Below are 15,435 nucleotides of genomic sequence, written 5' to 3'. Positions count from 1 at the left end.
CGATGTCCCTTTTTCTCAGGCACAGGTTACAAATCTCTGACAAGTCTGTTTCCAAAGTGTGACACGCGGTATGCCATGCGTTGGAAAATCACCCACAAAAGGAGGATTCCCGGATGAAAGAAAGTAATGCGCCCTCTCTGGGGCGTACCCCGGCCCAGAAGTTCTTCGATAAGTGGCAGGGTCTGTTTTATCTGATCCCCTGGATCATCGGCTTCGTCGTCTTTAAGGCAGTTCCCTTCGGTCAGTCGCTGTACTACAGCTTCACCGATATGAACTTCTTCAACGGCATCCATCAGTACGGCGTGATGAACTACGTCACCGCCTTCTCCGATGCCAAGATCACCAAGGCGCTGATCATCACCTTCAAGTACGCTTTCATCACCGTGCCTCTGAAGCTGGTCTTTGCGCTGTTCATCGCATACATCCTGAACTTCAAGATCGCATGCGTCAACCTGTTCCGTACTGTGTACTACATTCCCTCCATTCTGGGCGGCTCTGTTGCGATCGCCGTTCTGTGGAAGGCCGTCTTCCGCGATGACGGTCTGGTCAACACCATCATCCGCGCCATCACCTTCGGCCACGCACAGGGCCCCTCTTGGCTGAGCGACCCCAGCTACGCGCTGTGGATCATCTGCTTTTTGCGCATCTGGCAGTTCGGTTCTGCCATGGTGCTGTTCCTGGCCGCTCTGAAGGGCGTGCCTGCCGACCTGTACGAGGCTGCTACCATTGATGGTGCCGGCAAGTGGCGTCAGTTCTTCTCCATCACCGTTCCGATGATCACTCCCATCATCTTCTACAACCTGGTCACTCAGATCTGCCAGGCTTTCCAGGAGTTCAATGGCCCCTACATCATCACCAACGGCGGCCCCCGTGGTTCCACCACGCTGATCTCTCTGCTGGTCTACAACTACGCATTCAAGTCTTATGACATGGGTATGGCATCCGCTCTGGCATGGATCATGTTCATCATCGTCTGCATCCTGACGATCATTGCATTCACCAGCCAGAAGAAGTGGGTCTACTACTCTGACGAAAGGTAAGGTGACCAGTATGGGAATGAAAGCATCGAATAAAATCGCGACCTTCTTCAAGTATTTCGTCCTGATCCTGGTCGGCGTCATCATGATCTATCCTCTGCTGTGGATGATCAGCGCTACCTTTAAGGACAACAGCGAGATCTTTGCAGGCATCAGCCTGTGGATCAAGCACCCCACTCTGGATGGCTACCGCGGCGCTCTGAACAACTTTGGCGGTTCCATCAACATCCTGCAGGCCATGCTGAACACCTACAGCTACGTCATCCCCAAGGTGATCTGCACGGTGGTCTCCGCCTGTGTGGCTGCCTACGGCTTTGGCCGCTTCGATTTCCCCGGCCGTAAGCTGATGTTCAACATCATGCTGGCCACCCTGTTCCTGCCGCAGGTCGTTCTGAATGTGCCGCAGTACCTGCTGTACAACAAGTTCGGCTGGCTGGACAGCCCCTTCTATCTGGCTATCTGGGTGCACTGCGCATTTGCGACCGAGACCTACTTCGTCTACCAGCTGGTGCAGTTCATGCGCAATGTCCCCCGTGATCTGGACGAAGCCGCTGCCATCGACGGCTGCTCCTCCTTCCAGACCCTGTACAAGGTCATCGTGCCCATGCTGGGCCCCGCTCTGGTGTCCTGCGCACTGTTCCAGTTCATGTGGAGCTGCAACGACTTCATGGGTCCGCTGCTTTACGTCAGCACTCCCGGTAAGTACCCGATGTCCCTGTTCGTCAAGCTGTCCATGGACGGTGATACCGGTTTCGCATGGAACAAGATCCTTGCTCTGTCCCTCATCTCCATCCTGCCGCAGCTGATCGTCTTCTTCTGTGCACAGGACCAGTTCGTTGAAGGTATCTCTGCCGGTGCCGTCAAGGGCTGATCGCTCTTCACTCTGGCCTGTGAGATCCTGACGCAACAATCAAAACGACCCCTGTGCACACGGCATAGGGGTCGTTTCTCTTTGCAAGGCTCAGCTGCGGCTGCTCTTGCGGTATTGCAAGGGGCCGACGCCCATCATCTCCCGGAAGACCCGGCGGAAGTGAGCCGCCGAGGCAAAGCCGGTCTGCTCGGCCACCGCACTGATGGAAAGCTCAGTCGTTTCCAGCAGCTTCTGGGCCGCTTCGATGCGGCGGTTGTTGATGTAATCCACGATGGACTGGCCCGTTACCCGCCGGAACAAACGGCTCAGGTAGTAGGGCGAAAGATAAAACTGCGCCGCCACCTCGGTGAGGGAAAACTTCTGCCGGTAATTGGCCGCAAGGTAGGCGCAGATCTGCTCCACGGTCTCGTTCCGGGGGCGGGCGGTCTGCCGTTCGGCTTTGCACTCCTGGTCCACATAATGCAGCAGCAGCGAAAGGTAGATGATGCCGGGGCAGTCCGGTTCCCCGGCGGCGCTCCGCATCAGGTTCAGCAGGGTGCGCAGGCGGCTGGCCCACTGCACCGGGCCGTACAGCAGGATCGGGTCGTCCGGCTCGAACAGCGGGCTGAAATCCCGCTGCATCACGCTCTTCAGCTCGGTCAGCACCGCCGCCGGGAAGCGGCAACCGATCAGCTCCGGGGCCAGATGCCCCGCCTGCTGAAACACGCCGCCCCCCGGCCCCAGCAGCAGCACGCAGCCGGGGGTGACCAGCAGCGAAGCGTCTCCCCGCTGGAACGTGCAGCTGCCGCCGGTCACCACCAGGATGCGGCAGGTCTCCTCGTCCTCCTGCAGGCGGTACTCGCTCTCGGTCATCCGCAGCTGGAGCGCCAGCGTCTTTGCATTCAGTTTATCGCGTTCCGCTCGCATTGGCATCATTGATTCCCCGCTTTTTTTCGTTTTCTCCAGTGTATCACGTCCGCCCCGCGCGGGCAAGCCGAAACCCCAAGGAGGTTTTGTTTTATGAAACTGTCACTCATCCGTTCCATGACGCGCAGCGCTGTTTTCGAGCTGGAAAACGGCCTGTGCTATCGTCCGGCCCACCCCTTCCGGGTGCTGCTGAACGGCGAACCGGTCCGGGAGGCCCAGGACACCAACGTGTTCTCCCTGTTCTCCCTGACCCCGGCCACCGACTACACCGTCACCGTTGAGTCGGAGGGCGAGACCCTGACCGCGAACTTCCGCACCCAGGACGAGAGCTTCTTTGTGGATGCTTCCCGCTACGGTCTGGTGGCCGACGGCACCACGGACAACACCCTCAAGCTGCAGGCAGCTCTTTCCACCTGCCCCAAGGGCGGCACAGTGTACGTGCCTGCAGGCCGCTACCGCACCTGCAGCCTGTTTCTGAAAAGCAACACCACCCTCTATCTTGAAAAGGGCGCTGTGCTGCTGGGCGACAATGACCGCACCCACTACCCCATCCTGCCCGGCGTGATCCCCAGCGAGAACGAGGTGGATGAATACTACCTGACCGGCTGGGAGGGCAATCCCCTGAGCAGCTTTGCGGGTCTGTTGAACATCACGCAGGTGCACGATGTCGTTGTGACCGGCGAGGGCACGCTGGACTGCGATGCCGAGAACGGCGACTGGTGGGTAACGCCCAAGATCAAGCGCATCGCATGGCGGCCCCGCGCTGTGGCTGCTGTGGACAGCGAGAACATCTGCCTGCACGGCATCACGGTGCAGAACAGCTATTCGTGGACGATCCACCCCATCTTTGTCAAGCACCTTGACCTGCTGAACTTCAACATCAACAACCCCTACAATGCCCCCAACACCGACGGCATCGACCCCGAAAGCTGCGAGTATATCCGCATCATCGGCGTGAACATCCATGTGGGCGACGACTGCATTGCCATGAAGGCCAGCAAAGTATTCCTTGGCATGAAGCTGAAAAAGAGCTGTGAGCACACCGTTATCCGCAACTGCCTGTTGGACAAAGGCCATGGCGGCATCGTCATTGGCAGCGAGATGAGCGGCGGTGTGAAGGATATGGTGGTCACCCAGTGCTTGATGGACCACACCGACCGCGGCCTGCGCGTCAAGACCCGCCGTGGCCGCGGCAACACCGCCGTCATCGACGGGCTGGTGTTCCGCAACGTGGAGATGCGGGGTGTCAAGGCACCCTTCGTCATCAACATGTTCTACTTCTGTGACCCGGACGGCCACGGCCCCTATGTGCAGTGCCGTGATGCCATGCCCGTGGACGAGTACACCCCGAAGCTGGGCAGCCTGACCATGGAGGACATCGTCGCCACCGACGCTCAGTTCGCGGGATGTTACTTCGACGGCCTGCCGGAGCAGCCTATTGAGCGCGTTTCCATGAAGAACGTCACGATCACCTTTGACCCCAATGCCGAGGCCGGTCAGGCCGCTATGGCGGATAACCGCCCTCTGGTGAAGAAGCTGGCCATCTACGCCGAGAATGTCAAGGAGATCGACCTGCACAACGTGAAGATCGAGGGCTACGAGGGCGAACGCCTGCACTTTGCAAATGTCGGCCATTTTGAGGAGGACTGATTACCATGACCCATGAAGAAATTCTTGCCATGCTGGGCGATTACGTGGACTACCTGATCGCCAATTCCAGCGCCGAAGCACCCATGTGGAACATCGAAAAGGTGCGCAGCGGCAAGCCCAACAAGTGGAACTACATCGACGGCTGCATGATCACCGCCTGCCTGAGCCTGTACAAGACCACCGGTGACGAGAAGTACCTGCGCTTTTCCAAGAACTTCATCGACTGGTTCGTGCAGGAGGATGGCTCCATCAAGACCTACGACCCCAAGGAGTACAATCTGGACAACGTGAATCAGGGCAAGAACCTGTTCACCCTGTACGATATCTTTGGTGACGAGAAGTACCGCAGGGCCATCGAGACCATCCGCAGCCAGCTGGCCACCCAGCCCCGCACCAAAGAGGGTAATTTCTGGCACAAGGACATCTACCCGTGGCAGGTGTGGCTGGACGGCACCTACATGGCCCAGCCCTTCTACATGGAGTACGAGACACGCTTTAACAAGATGCAGGGCTGCATCGACAGCTACAAACAGTTCATGAATATCAAAAAGCACATGCGGGACGAAAAGACCGGCCTGTACTACCACGGCTACGATGAGAGCCGCCAGATGTACTGGGCCGACCCCGTCACCGGCTGCAGCCCCAACTTCTGGCTGCGTGCCATGGGCTGGTTCATGGTAGCCATGGTGGACGTGCTGGAGCGGATGGACGAGCAGCTGTACAACGAGTACCGCGGCATCATGGCAATGCTCAAGCAGACCATTGAGGATGTGCACAAATTCCAGGACGAGGAGACCGGCATGTTCTGGCAGGTGATGGACCACCCCGGTGTGGAGGGCAACTACCTCGAGACCAGCGGCACCGCTCTGTTTGCCTACGCGGTGCTCAAAGGCGTGCGTCTGGGCTACCTGCCGAAACGCATGGCCGCATGGGCCGAAAAGGCCTTCTACGGCACCTGCGACAAGTACCTCTCCAAGAACCCGGATGGCAGTCTGCAGCTGGACGGCATCTGCCTGGTGGCGGGTCTTGGCGGCAAGGATCACCGCGACGGCTCTCTGGCCTACTACTTCAGCGAGCCGGTGGTCTGCAACGATGCCAAGGGTGTCGGCCCGCTGGTGCTGGCTTACACCGAAATGATCGCCCGCTGAGCACACGAATCAAATAGAAACTATACATTGGGGCCGGGAGCTTTTCCCGGCCCCAATGCGTTTTCCGGGCGCAAAAAGAGGAACTGCACGGGGCAGTTCCTCTGGGAAAAGGCTGTTTACTTGAGCACCGCACCGAGGTTTGCACTGGTGACCATGCGTGCGTAGCGGCTGAGCCAGCCGGTCTTGATGTTGGGTTCGGGTGCAACATACTTTGCCTTGCGCTGGGCCAGGACTTCGTCGCTGACCTCCAGCGTGATGGAGGCATTGGGGATATCAATGTTGATGGTATCTCCCTCCTCGATCAGGCCGATGGGACCGCCGGAAGCAGCCTCCGGGCTGACATGGCCGATGGCTGCGCCGCGGCTTGCGCCGGAGAAGCGGCCGTCGGTGATGAGGGCCACGGTCTTGTCCAGCTTCATGCCGGCCAGCGCGGAGGTGGGGTTCAGCATCTCACGCATACCGGGGCCGCCCTTGGGGCCTTCGTAGCGGATGACCACTACATCGCCCGGGACGATCTTGCCCGCATAGATGGCGGCAATGGCCTCGTCCTCGCTGTTGAACACGCGGGCCGGGCCGGAATGCTGCTGCATCTCGGGGGCCACGGCGCTGCGCTTGACCACACAGCCGTCCGGTGCAATGTTGCCCCACAGGATCTGCAGACCGCCGGTCTGGGAGTAGGGGTTGTCGATGGGACGGATGGCCTTGTCGTTCAGGATGTGTGCGCCCTTGATGTTCTCGCCCAGCGTCTTGCCGGTAACGGTGGGCACATCCAGATCCAGCAGGCCCTTCTTGGCCAGCTCTGCCTGCACGGCGGGGATGCCGCCTGCGGCGTACAGGTCCGGCATGTGGGTGGGGCCGGCCGGTGCCAGATGGCACAGGTTCGGGGTCTTGGCGCTGATCTCATTGAACAGCTTCAGGTCGATGGGCACACCGGCCTCATAAGCGATGGCCAGCAGGTGCAGCACGGTGTTGGTGGAGCAGCCCAGAGCCATATCGCAGGTAAGAGCGTTGCGGATGGAGCGCTCGTTGATGATCTGGCGTGCGGTGATGCCCTTCTTGACCATATCCATGATGGCCATACCGGCGTGCTTTGCCAGCTGCAGACGCTTGGAGTAGACGGCAGGAATGGTGCCGTTGCCGGGCAGTGCGATGCCGATGGCCTCGCACAGGCAGTTCATGCTGTTGGCGGTGTACATGCCGGAGCAGCTGCCGCAGCTGGGGCAGCAGTTGCAGGTGCAGTCTTCCAGCTGATCCTCGGTGATCATACCGGCCTTGTAGGCACCCACAGCCTCGAACATCTTGGAAAGGCTGACCTCTTCGCCGCCGTAGGTACCGGCCAGCATTGGGCCGCCGGAGCAGACCACAGCGGGCACATCCATGCGCACCGCTGCCATCACCATGCCGGGCACGATCTTATCGCAGTTGGGCACCAGTACCAGACCGTCCAGCTGATGGGCCATGAGCATGGTCTCCACGCTGTCGCAGATCAGCTCACGGGATGCAAGGCTGTACTTCATGCCCACATGGCCCATGGCGATGCCGTCGCACACGCCAATGGCGGGGATCAGGATGGGGGTGCCGCCTGCCATCTCAACGCCGGCCTTTACGGCATCGGCGATCTTGTCCAGATTCATATGGCCGGGCACGATCTCGCTGTAGGCGCTCACCACGCCGATCAGCGGGCGCTCCAGCTCTTCCTTGGTGTAGCCCAGTGCATAGAACAGGCTTCGGTTCGGGGCGCGCTCCGAACCCTTGGTCACGTTGTCACTTCTCATTTCAAATCCTCTTTTCTGACAAAAACCCTCTCCGTCACGGCTGCGCCGTGCCACCTCTCCCGAAGGGGAGAGGTTTTTGCGGAGGATCTATAAGGTTCTCACTTTCAACAAAAGCTCCCCCTTTCGGGGGAGCTGGCCGCCGAAAGGCGGCCTGAGAGGGTTTTCCCCTTACTTCTTCAGCCAGCTCATCATGCCGCGCAGCTCTGCGCCGACCTTCTCGATGGGCAGCTCTGCTTCCATGCGGCGCTTTGCCAGGAAGTGCACCTTGCGGCCGCCGTTGGGGCTCATCTCGGTCAGGAACTCGGAAGCGAAGGTGCCGTCCTGGATCTCGGTCAGAACCTTCTTCATTTCCTTGCGGGTCTCGGCGGTGATCAGGCGCTTGCCGGTGCGGTAGTCGCCGTACTCAGCGGTGTTGGAGATGGAGTAACGCATCTTGGAGAAGCCGCCCTCGTTGATCAGGTCAACGATCAGCTTCATCTCGTGGCAGGTCTCAAAGTATGCCATCTCGGGCTCGTAGCCAGCTTCCACCAGCGTATCGAAACCGGCGTGGATCAGCTCGGAAACGCCGCCGCACAGCACTGCCTGCTCACCGAACAGATCGGTCTCGGTCTCCTCCTTGAAGGTGGTCTGCAGGATGCCTGCACGGCCAGCGCCGATGCCGGAAGCGTATGCCAGAGCAATATCCTTAGCCTTGCCGGTGTAGTCCTGCTCCACGCAGATCAGAGAGGGGCAGCCCTCACCCTCGGTGTACAGGCGGCGGACGATGTGGCCGGGGCCCTTGGGAGCGATCATAATAACGTCCACATTCTTGGGAGCAGTGATGGTCTTGAAGTGGATGTTGAAGCCGTGTGCAAAGGCCAATGCCTTGCCCTCGGTCATGTAGGGAGCTACCTGCTTGTTGTAGATGTCAGCGCACAGCTCGTCGGGCACCAGCATCATGACAACGTCGCCGGCCTTGGCAGCTTCTTCCACTTCCATGACCTTGAAGTTCTCGTGAGTTGCTGCGAACTCAGAAGCCTTCTCCCAGTGAGCAGAGCCCTTGCGCAGGCCGACGACGACGTTCACGCCGCTCTCGGCCAGGTTCTCAGAATGTGCGTGGCCCTGGCTGCCGAAGCCGATGACAGCGACGGTCTTGCCGTCCAGCACGCCGAGGTTGCAGTCGGAATCGTAGTATTTCTTGATAGCCATGGTAGTTGTTCTCCTTTTTTGTTTTGTGTTTATTCAGTGGCTGATTGTAAACATTTTATTTTTTCGCTCACTGTGGAGCGGAAAAGCGAAGTTTTAACCCTCTCAGTCATCTCGCTTTGCTCGATGCCAGCTCCCCCGAGGGGGGAGCTTTTATCATACCTTCTCTTTTGATGATGCATAAAACCTCGCCCTTCGGGAGAGGTGGCACGGCGCAGCCGTGACGGAGAGGGTTCGTTCTTACTTTCTCTCCGGGCAGTGGGTTCCCGGCAGAGGCAGCTGTGCTTCGCGCACCTCCTGCGGAGGCTTCTGCATATGCTGATGCATCCCGCCGCGCTCCAGTGCGGTAACACCGGTGCGGCACTGCTCCAAAATTTTGTAATCTGTAAACATTTTCAGGAAGGCATCGATCTTATCCGGCTTGCCGATCAGCTCGAACACCATGCTGTCCGGCGAAAGGTCGATGATCTTGGCCTTGTAGATGCTGGCGATCTCCCGCAGCTCGCTGCGGTTGTGCACATCGGACGCCACCTTCAGCAGCAGCAGTTCCCGTTCCAGAGATTTTTCGCCGTCCAGCACGAACACCTGACGGGTAACTTCCAGCCGTTCGGTCTGCAGGATCAGCTGCTTGAGGGCCTTGTCATCGCTGGTAATGGTCACGGTGATGCGGCTGACTGCCGGGTCGTTGGTGGCCGAGACCGTCAGGCTGTCGATGTTGAAGCCGCGGCGGCAGAACAGGTTGGACACACGGGCCAGAACACCGCTCTGGTTGTCCACCAGCAGGCTGATGACCCTGCGCTTGTTGGATTCCATATTGCTGTGCCCTCCTTATTCCATGATGATATCGTTGATGTCGCCGCCGCCGGGGATCATGGGCAGCACCTTTGCGTCCTTATCGATGATGCACTCGATCCAAGTAGGGCCTTTCTGCTTCATTGCATCGGCAAAAGCAGCCTGAAACTCCGGCAGGTTTCTGCAGCGGTAGCCCTTCAGGCCAAAGCCCTCGGCCAGCTTGACGAAGTCCGTCTTGCGGTGGGGATCGGTCTGGCTGTAGCGCTTTTCGTAGAAGATGGTCTGCCACTGGCGCACCATGCCCAGCACCGAGTTGTTGAAGATCACGGTGATGATGGGCAGCTCATAGCTCACGGCGGTGCAGGCCTCGTTCAGGTTCATGTGGAAAGAGCCGTCGCCGGTAAACATGACCACCCGCTGGTCGCGGCCCAGAGCCATCTGTGCGCCAATGGCGGCGCCGTAGCCAAAGCCCATGGTGCCCAAACCGCCGCTGGTGATAAAGCCACGGCTCTTAGCGTGGCGCAGGTACTGTGCCGCCCACATCTGGTGCTGGCCCACATCGGTCACATACACGGCCTCCGGGCCGCACTGGTTGCACACCTCGCCGATCACCTGATGGGGCATCAGGCGGGTGGGGTCGGACACCGGGTGGTAATCCTGTGCCTGCCACTCACGGATCATCTTCATCCAGTCGGGATGCTTCTTTTCCTCGATCTGCGGCAGCATGGCGTTCAGCACGTAAGCGGCATCGCCCACGATGGAAAGATCGACCTCCACATTCTTGCCCAGCTCACTGGGGTCGATGTCGATCTGGATGATGGTGGCGTTCTTTGCAAAGGTCTTGGGGTTCAGGGCCACACGGTCCGAAAAGCGGGTGCCCACCGCGATCAGCACGTCGCAGTCGGCCACGGCACGATTGGAGGTGTAACAGCCGTGCATACCCACCATGCCAATGTTCATCGGGTCACCGTAGGGCACAACGCCTGCGGCCATCAGGGTGTAGGTGGCCGGGATCTCTGCCTTGTGCAGCAGATCACGCAGCGGCTGGCAGGAGGCTGCGCTGCGCACGCCGCCGCCAAAGTAGACCAGCGGGCGCTGGGCCGCATTGATAAGATCCGCTGCCCACTTGACCTGCTCTGCGTTGAAGGTGGTAACGGTGCGGATGGGCTCCGGCTTTTTGGGGGTGAACTCGCATACCGCCGCTGTCACGTCCTTGGGGATATCCACCAGCACCGGGCCCTTGCGGCCGCTCTGTGCAATACGGAAGGCAGAGCGCATGGTATCGGCCAGCTCTTCCACCCGGCGCACCGTGAAATTGTGCTTGGTGATGGGCATCGTGATGCCCTCAATGTAGGCTTCCTGAAAGCTGTCCCTCCCGATCCCGTCCGTGGTCACGTTGCCGGTAAAGGCTACCATGGGCACCGAGTCCATATAGGCTGTGGCTATGCCGGTGACCAGATTGGTGGCACCCGGGCCGCTGGTGGCCAGCACCACACCGGTGCGGCCGGTGGCACGGGCATAACCGTCTGCCGCGTGGGCCGCGCCCTGTTCATGTGCCGTCAGCACATGGGTGATGCGGTCCGAATTTTTGTACAGCTCATCGTAAAGGTTCAGCACTGCGCCGCCGGGATAACCAAAAAGGGTGTCCACGCCCTGCTCGCAGAGGACCTCCACAAAAATCTGAGAACCATTCAACTGCATGTCTTGTCTCTCCTGTTTCCTGTCTCTTTTCCAACTCTACACTTTCAAAATTCCCTCAGATACGTCAAATTTCGTATCCTGCATCCTCAGTGGAACGTTGGGTCAATTATACTATAAATCGGTCAGATGTCAAACAATGTTTTGTAAAGTGAATCACCCGAAAGATGAAGATAATTAAACACAGGGTTGCACTGAGTCTGCAACAGCGGTATAATTTTGGTACATTCGTTAAATGTAAGAGGGAAAAGGCTATGAAACTTCGTGAATGGAATGCCCGGCTGCACGGGCTTGTTGTTTTCCGCAGCCTGCTGGACGACCCCGTTGTGGCAAAGCTTTTGGACCTGACCGACCGCATGGAAGCGGGCACCCGCAGCATGGGCCCGGTGTGCGACGCCGTGGCGGCCTTTGAGGCGGCTTTGTTCGAGCAGACCACCAATCTGGGCGAGTATCTTGCCAATGCGGTGCTGGAGACCGAGACGGTCTGTGTGCGGCAGGCTGCGGCGGGCGGCATCGCGCCGGTGATGCGAAAGGCACTGGACAGTGAACTGAGCTTTTTGCAGGAGCTTTGCCGCCTGACGCTGGATGAGCTGTTCCAGACGGCTTATTCCGAACAGGCCCAGCGGCCGGAACTGGCTTTCCTGCCCCGGTGGGAGACGAAGGACATCGATCTGGCAGCGGCTTACGCTCAGCGGATGCAGGAGGCCGGGAAAAAAGGCTATGGCATGTTTGCCAAGCACCATGTGTTCACGGTGGAGAACGGCCATCTGGTGCCGGTGAAATACCCGGACCCCCAGCGCCTTTCCGAGCTGCCCGGCTACGAGAAGGAGCGCGAAAAGGTCATTGCCAACACAAAGGCCCTGCTGGCCGGGATGCCCGCCAACAATGTGCTGCTGTACGGCGATGCAGGCACCGGCAAGTCCAGTGCGGTGAAAGCCATTGCCAATGAGTTTGCACCTGAAGGCCTGCGGCTGGTGGAAGTGAAGAAGAACCAGCTCTACCAGATCCCGGATCTGATGGACAAGCTGGCCGCGAACCCGCTCAAATTCATCCTGTTCATCGACGACCTGAGTTTTACCGCCAACGACGACAACTTTGCCGCGCTCAAGGCCATTCTGGAAGGCAGCGTGGGCGGCCGGGCCAAGAACATTGCGGTATATGCCACCTCCAACCGCCGCCACCTTATTAAAGAAACACTGACCGACCGCACCGGCGACGACATTCACGAAGCCGATACCCGGCAGGAGCTGATGAGCCTTTCGGCCCGGTTCGGCCTGACGGTCACTTTCCAGCGGCCGGAGAAGGCCCGCTTCGAGGCCATCCTCACCGAGCTGGCCAGACAGCACGACATCCGGATGCCGATGGATCAGCTGCTGGTCAAAGCCGAAGCCTTTGCCATCCGCGCCGGCGGCCGCAGCCCCCGCGTGGCAAAGCAGTTTATTGAGCAGTGCGAGAGCGGCGTACAGAAGTAAAGCGCGGCATACTTGACAGTTGAACGAAACTGCGTATAATAGAAGATACGAAGGATATTGTGTTCATGGCTCATCATGAAGGCAAACAAGAAGCCCCCCGGTATTGCGAGTACCGAGGGGCTTCTTGTTGCTAGAGGTCAGTGCTTGCCGTCCATAAAGAACTGTTCGTCAAGCCACTTGCAGATATAGTAAGAAACGATACCTGCTGCAACGGACAGTACGAAGGATATTAGCGTATCCAAAGCTCATCACCTCCTTCCCAGTGGAGGAGCGGGGGAGACGGCAACACTAGAATAGCATAAAATTCGACAGGATACAAGCAAGAAAGGCAGTGCCCATGCGGGCACTGCCTTTTTGCAATAAAATCAAACGCGCTCGGCGACGAGCTGGAAACCGGCCTTGGTCAGCTCCGTGCGGATCTGCTCGATCTGCGCATGGTCGCGGGTCTCCAATGCCAGCTTGAGGAAGCAGCTGGAAATGGGCATGTTGGGATCGGAGCCATCGTGCTGCACCGACACCACATTGCTGCCGCAGCGGGACACGATCTCGGCCACCTTCTTGAGCTGGCCGGGCTTGTCCTCCAGCGCAATGGTCATGTTCGCCTTGCGGCCGCTCATGACCAGACCACGGGTGATCACGCGGTTGAGGATGTTCACATCGATGTTGCCGCCGGAGACGACGCAGGCCACCTTTTTGCCCTCGACCGGCAGCTTGTGGAACAGCACTGCAGCCACCGGCACGGCTCCGGCACCCTCGGCAACCAGCTTCTGGTTCTCCATCAGCGAGAGGATGGCGGCAGCGGTCTCATCCTCGCTCACGGTCACGATGTCGTCCACATACTGCTCACAGATCTGGTAGGTCAGCTCACCGGGAGTCTTGACCTGAATGCCGTCTGCAAAGGTAGAAACGGCTTTCAGGGTCTGGTACTTATGCTCGTGCAGGCTGCGGTACATGCTGGGTGCACCCTCGGCCTGTACGCCATAGACCTTCACCTCCGGGCGCAGACTCTTGATGGCAAAGGCCACGCCGGAGATCAGGCCGCCGCCGCCCACCGGCACAACGACCGCATCCACATCCGGCAGCTAATCCAGAATTTCCAGACCAATGGTTCCCTGCCCCGCGATGACCTGCTCATCGTCATAGGGGTGGATAAAGGTCATGCCGGTCTCTTCCTGCAACTCCACAGCCTTGTCGTGGGCATCATCATAGGTGCCGGGCACCAGACACACCTCTGCGCCCAGATTCTTGGTATTCTCCACCTTCATGATGGGGGCACCGTCCGGCATATAGACGATGCTCTTGATGCCGCGACGGGTAGCAGCCAGCGCCACGCCCTGTGCGTGGTTGCCGGCAGAGCAGGCGATCACGCCCTTGGCGCTCTCCTCCTCGGAAAGCTGGCTGATCTTATAGTAAGCACCGCGCACCTTAAAGCTGCCGGTGGCCTGCAGGTTTTCGGTTTTCAGGTACAGCTGGCAGTCCTTGGAGAGCTTGGGTGCCTCGATGAGGTCGGTCTTGCGGGCAACATCCTTGAGCACAAAGGCTGCATGGTAGATCTTATCCAGAGTCAACATCGTTCGTTCCTATCCTTTGTTCCATAAATGTGATGAAATAAAGTATAGGATACCAAAAGTCTTTTGTCAAATGAAAGGATTTCACGATTTGACCGGATGGGGTGACGAAGCGCCAGGAACCGAAAAAAGCGACGCCGCGCGGCGTCGCTTTTTTTGTAGCGGTTCAGATCTCGGCCAGAATGGCATCGCCCATGGCGGTGCAGCCAAGGCAGGTGCAGCCCTCGCTCATGTTGTCGGCGGTGCGCAGGCCCTTGTCCAGCACCTTGTTCACAGCGGTCTCAATGGCATCGGCCTCCTCGGCCATGCCGAAGGAGTAGCGCAGCATCATGGCGGCAGACAGGATGCAGGCGGTGGGGTTCACGATGTCCTTGCCCGCAATATCGGGGGCCGAGCCGTGGATGGGCTCATACAGGCCGCGGGTGCCGTCGCCCAGAGAGGAGGACGGGATCATGCCGATGGAGCCGGTGATCATGGAAGCCTCGTCCGACAGGATGTCGCCGAACATGTTCTCGGTAACGATCACGTCGAACTGGGCGGGGTTCTTGACGATCTGCATGGCGCAGTTGTCCACGAACATCTCGCTGTATTCCACATCCGGGTATTCGGCCTGCAGGCGGTGCATCACGCTTCTCCACAGACGGCTGGTGTCCAAAACGTTTGCCTTGTCCACGCAGCACAGCTTTTTGCGGCGCTTGCGTGCGGTCTCAAAGCCGATGCGGCCGATGCGCTCGATCTCGTGCTCCGCGTAGGGCATGGAGTCGATGGCCTGCTTCTCGCCGCTGGCGAGGGTGTGGGTCTCGTGATTGCCAAAGTATACGCCGCCGATCAGCTCACGCACGATGATGAAATCGATGCCCTGTGCCACGATCTCGGGCTTCAGGGGGCTGGCAGGAGCCAGCTGCGGCCAGATCTTGGCCGGGCGGTTGTTGGAGTACAGGCCCATGCCTGCACGCAGGCGCAGCAGGCCCTTCTCCGGGCGCTGCTCACCGGGCAGGCCCTCCCACTTGGGGCCGCCCACGGCACCCAGCAGGACGCTGTCCGCAGCAAGGCACTTGTCCAGCTCGTGCTGGGGCAGCGGGTCGCCGTACTTGTCAATGGCTTCGCCGCCCATGGCAGCGTCGGTGTAGTGGAAGGTGTGGCCGTACTTTTCGGCCACCTTGTCAAGCACGCGGATGGTCTGCTTGACGATCTCCGGGCTGGAGCAGTCGCCCCAGATGACAGCAATGTTTTTTTCCATGGGAAACTCCTTCTATCGGTTTGAACCCTCTCAGTCAATGCCTGCGGCATTGCCAGCTCCCCCGAAGGGGGAGCTTTTCAGGCGGGTAAGATA

General features: G+C 59.2%; 11 protein-coding genes and 1 pseudogene. 5 read left to right on the top strand and 7 right to left on the bottom strand.

Going from position 1 to position 15,435, the window contains the following annotated elements:
• The first annotated feature begins 113 nt into the window (after positions 1–113).
• Together ACNQFG_RS00320 and ACNQFG_RS00315 are read left to right on the top strand one after the other, a co-directional pair.
• Positions 114–1,040, top strand: coding sequence for a carbohydrate ABC transporter permease (locus ACNQFG_RS00320; protein WP_423405596.1), 927 nt, complete (start codon positions 114–116; stop codon positions 1,038–1,040).
• A 10-nt stretch (positions 1,041–1,050) separates the two neighbouring features.
• Positions 1,051–1,908 carry a carbohydrate ABC transporter permease gene (locus ACNQFG_RS00315; protein WP_005942942.1) on the top strand — a complete coding sequence of 286 codons (858 nt, stop codon included), beginning with the start codon at positions 1,051–1,053 and terminating at the stop codon, positions 1,906–1,908.
• A 90-nt stretch (positions 1,909–1,998) separates the two neighbouring features.
• Here ACNQFG_RS00315 and ACNQFG_RS00310 read toward each other — a convergent pair whose 3' ends face one another.
• Positions 1,999–2,814 (bottom strand): helix-turn-helix domain-containing protein, encoded by an 816-nt coding sequence (locus ACNQFG_RS00310; protein ID WP_423405595.1) that lies wholly within the window; start codon positions 2,812–2,814, stop codon positions 1,999–2,001.
• Between the two features lie 93 nt (positions 2,815–2,907).
• On the opposite strand from ACNQFG_RS00310, the gene ACNQFG_RS00305 reads away from it, so the two are divergent.
• Together ACNQFG_RS00305 and ACNQFG_RS00300 are read left to right on the top strand one after the other, a co-directional pair.
• Positions 2,908–4,464, top strand: coding sequence for a glycoside hydrolase family 28 protein (locus ACNQFG_RS00305; protein WP_423405594.1), 1,557 nt, complete (start codon positions 2,908–2,910; stop codon positions 4,462–4,464).
• Positions 4,465–4,469: 5 nt separating this feature from the next.
• Entirely contained in the window at positions 4,470–5,612 is a 1,143-nt protein-coding gene (locus tag ACNQFG_RS00300) for a glycoside hydrolase family 88/105 protein (protein ID WP_423405593.1), read from the top strand.
• Positions 5,613–5,728: 116 nt separating this feature from the next.
• Here the strand turns inward: ACNQFG_RS00300 and ilvD are convergent, their stop codons facing one another.
• The 4 genes from ilvD to ilvB form a co-directional block, all read right to left on the bottom strand.
• Entirely contained in the window at positions 5,729–7,387 is a 1,659-nt protein-coding gene (gene ilvD / locus ACNQFG_RS00295; RefSeq protein ID WP_097774031.1) for a dihydroxy-acid dehydratase, read from the bottom strand.
• Between the two features lie 168 nt (positions 7,388–7,555).
• The gene (ilvC, locus tag ACNQFG_RS00290; RefSeq protein WP_097774032.1) at positions 7,556–8,575 is read right to left on the bottom strand and encodes a ketol-acid reductoisomerase; all 1,020 of its coding nucleotides are present in this window, start codon (positions 8,573–8,575) and stop codon (positions 7,556–7,558) included.
• Between the two features lie 237 nt (positions 8,576–8,812).
• Complete coding sequence (ilvN, locus tag ACNQFG_RS00285) at positions 8,813–9,385, bottom strand: acetolactate synthase small subunit (protein WP_005942213.1); 573 nt, start codon at positions 9,383–9,385, stop codon at positions 8,813–8,815.
• A 15-nt stretch (positions 9,386–9,400) separates the two neighbouring features.
• A complete protein-coding gene (ilvB, locus tag ACNQFG_RS00280; RefSeq protein ID WP_423405592.1) occupies positions 9,401–11,065 on the bottom strand; it encodes a biosynthetic-type acetolactate synthase large subunit in 1,665 nt (554 codons plus the stop codon).
• A 251-nt stretch (positions 11,066–11,316) separates the two neighbouring features.
• On the opposite strand from ilvB, the gene ACNQFG_RS00275 reads away from it, so the two are divergent.
• A complete protein-coding gene (locus ACNQFG_RS00275) occupies positions 11,317–12,534 on the top strand; it encodes an ATP-binding protein (RefSeq protein WP_423405591.1) in 1,218 nt (405 codons plus the stop codon).
• A gap of 365 nt (positions 12,535–12,899) precedes the next feature.
• Here the strand turns inward: ACNQFG_RS00275 and ilvA are convergent.
• Both ilvA and leuB read right to left on the bottom strand, forming a co-directional pair.
• Positions 12,900–14,105 (bottom strand): annotated as a pseudogene (ilvA, locus tag ACNQFG_RS00270) (threonine ammonia-lyase).
• Between the two features lie 163 nt (positions 14,106–14,268).
• Complete coding sequence (gene leuB / locus ACNQFG_RS00265) at positions 14,269–15,342, bottom strand: 3-isopropylmalate dehydrogenase (RefSeq protein WP_097774027.1); 1,074 nt, start codon at positions 15,340–15,342, stop codon at positions 14,269–14,271.
• Positions 15,343–15,435: the final 93 nt, after the last annotated feature.

The organism is Faecalibacterium prausnitzii, assembly GCF_049532945.1.
In the GTDB taxonomy this organism is placed as follows: Bacteria; Bacillota; Clostridia; order Oscillospirales; family Ruminococcaceae; genus Faecalibacterium; species Faecalibacterium prausnitzii_N.
Note: the sequence above shows the minus strand (reverse complement) of the source record. Positions and strands in the feature narration are given on the sequence as shown.

Excerpts from the sequence above, each read along its gene's own strand:
- leuB (WP_097774027.1), bottom strand. The coding sequence starts at position 15,342 with ATGGAAAAAAACATTGCTGTCATCTGGGGCGACTGCTCCAGCCCGGAG.
- ilvD (WP_097774031.1), bottom strand. The coding sequence starts at position 7,387 with ATGAGAAGTGACAACGTGACCAAGGGTTCGGAGCGCGCCCCGAACCGA.
- ACNQFG_RS00275 (WP_423405591.1), top strand. The coding sequence starts at position 11,317 with ATGAAACTTCGTGAATGGAATGCCCGGCTGCACGGGCTTGTTGTTTTC.
- ACNQFG_RS00305 (WP_423405594.1), top strand. The coding sequence starts at position 2,908 with ATGAAACTGTCACTCATCCGTTCCATGACGCGCAGCGCTGTTTTCGAG.
- ACNQFG_RS00300 (WP_423405593.1), top strand. The coding sequence starts at position 4,470 with ATGACCCATGAAGAAATTCTTGCCATGCTGGGCGATTACGTGGACTAC.
- ACNQFG_RS00320 (WP_423405596.1), top strand. The coding sequence starts at position 114 with ATGAAAGAAAGTAATGCGCCCTCTCTGGGGCGTACCCCGGCCCAGAAG.
- ilvC (WP_097774032.1), bottom strand. The coding sequence starts at position 8,575 with ATGGCTATCAAGAAATACTACGATTCCGACTGCAACCTCGGCGTGCTG.
- ilvB (WP_423405592.1), bottom strand. The coding sequence starts at position 11,065 with ATGCAGTTGAATGGTTCTCAGATTTTTGTGGAGGTCCTCTGCGAGCAG.
- ACNQFG_RS00310 (WP_423405595.1), bottom strand. The coding sequence starts at position 2,814 with ATGCGAGCGGAACGCGATAAACTGAATGCAAAGACGCTGGCGCTCCAG.
- ilvN (WP_005942213.1), bottom strand. The coding sequence starts at position 9,385 with ATGGAATCCAACAAGCGCAGGGTCATCAGCCTGCTGGTGGACAACCAG.
- ACNQFG_RS00315 (WP_005942942.1), top strand. The coding sequence starts at position 1,051 with ATGGGAATGAAAGCATCGAATAAAATCGCGACCTTCTTCAAGTATTTC.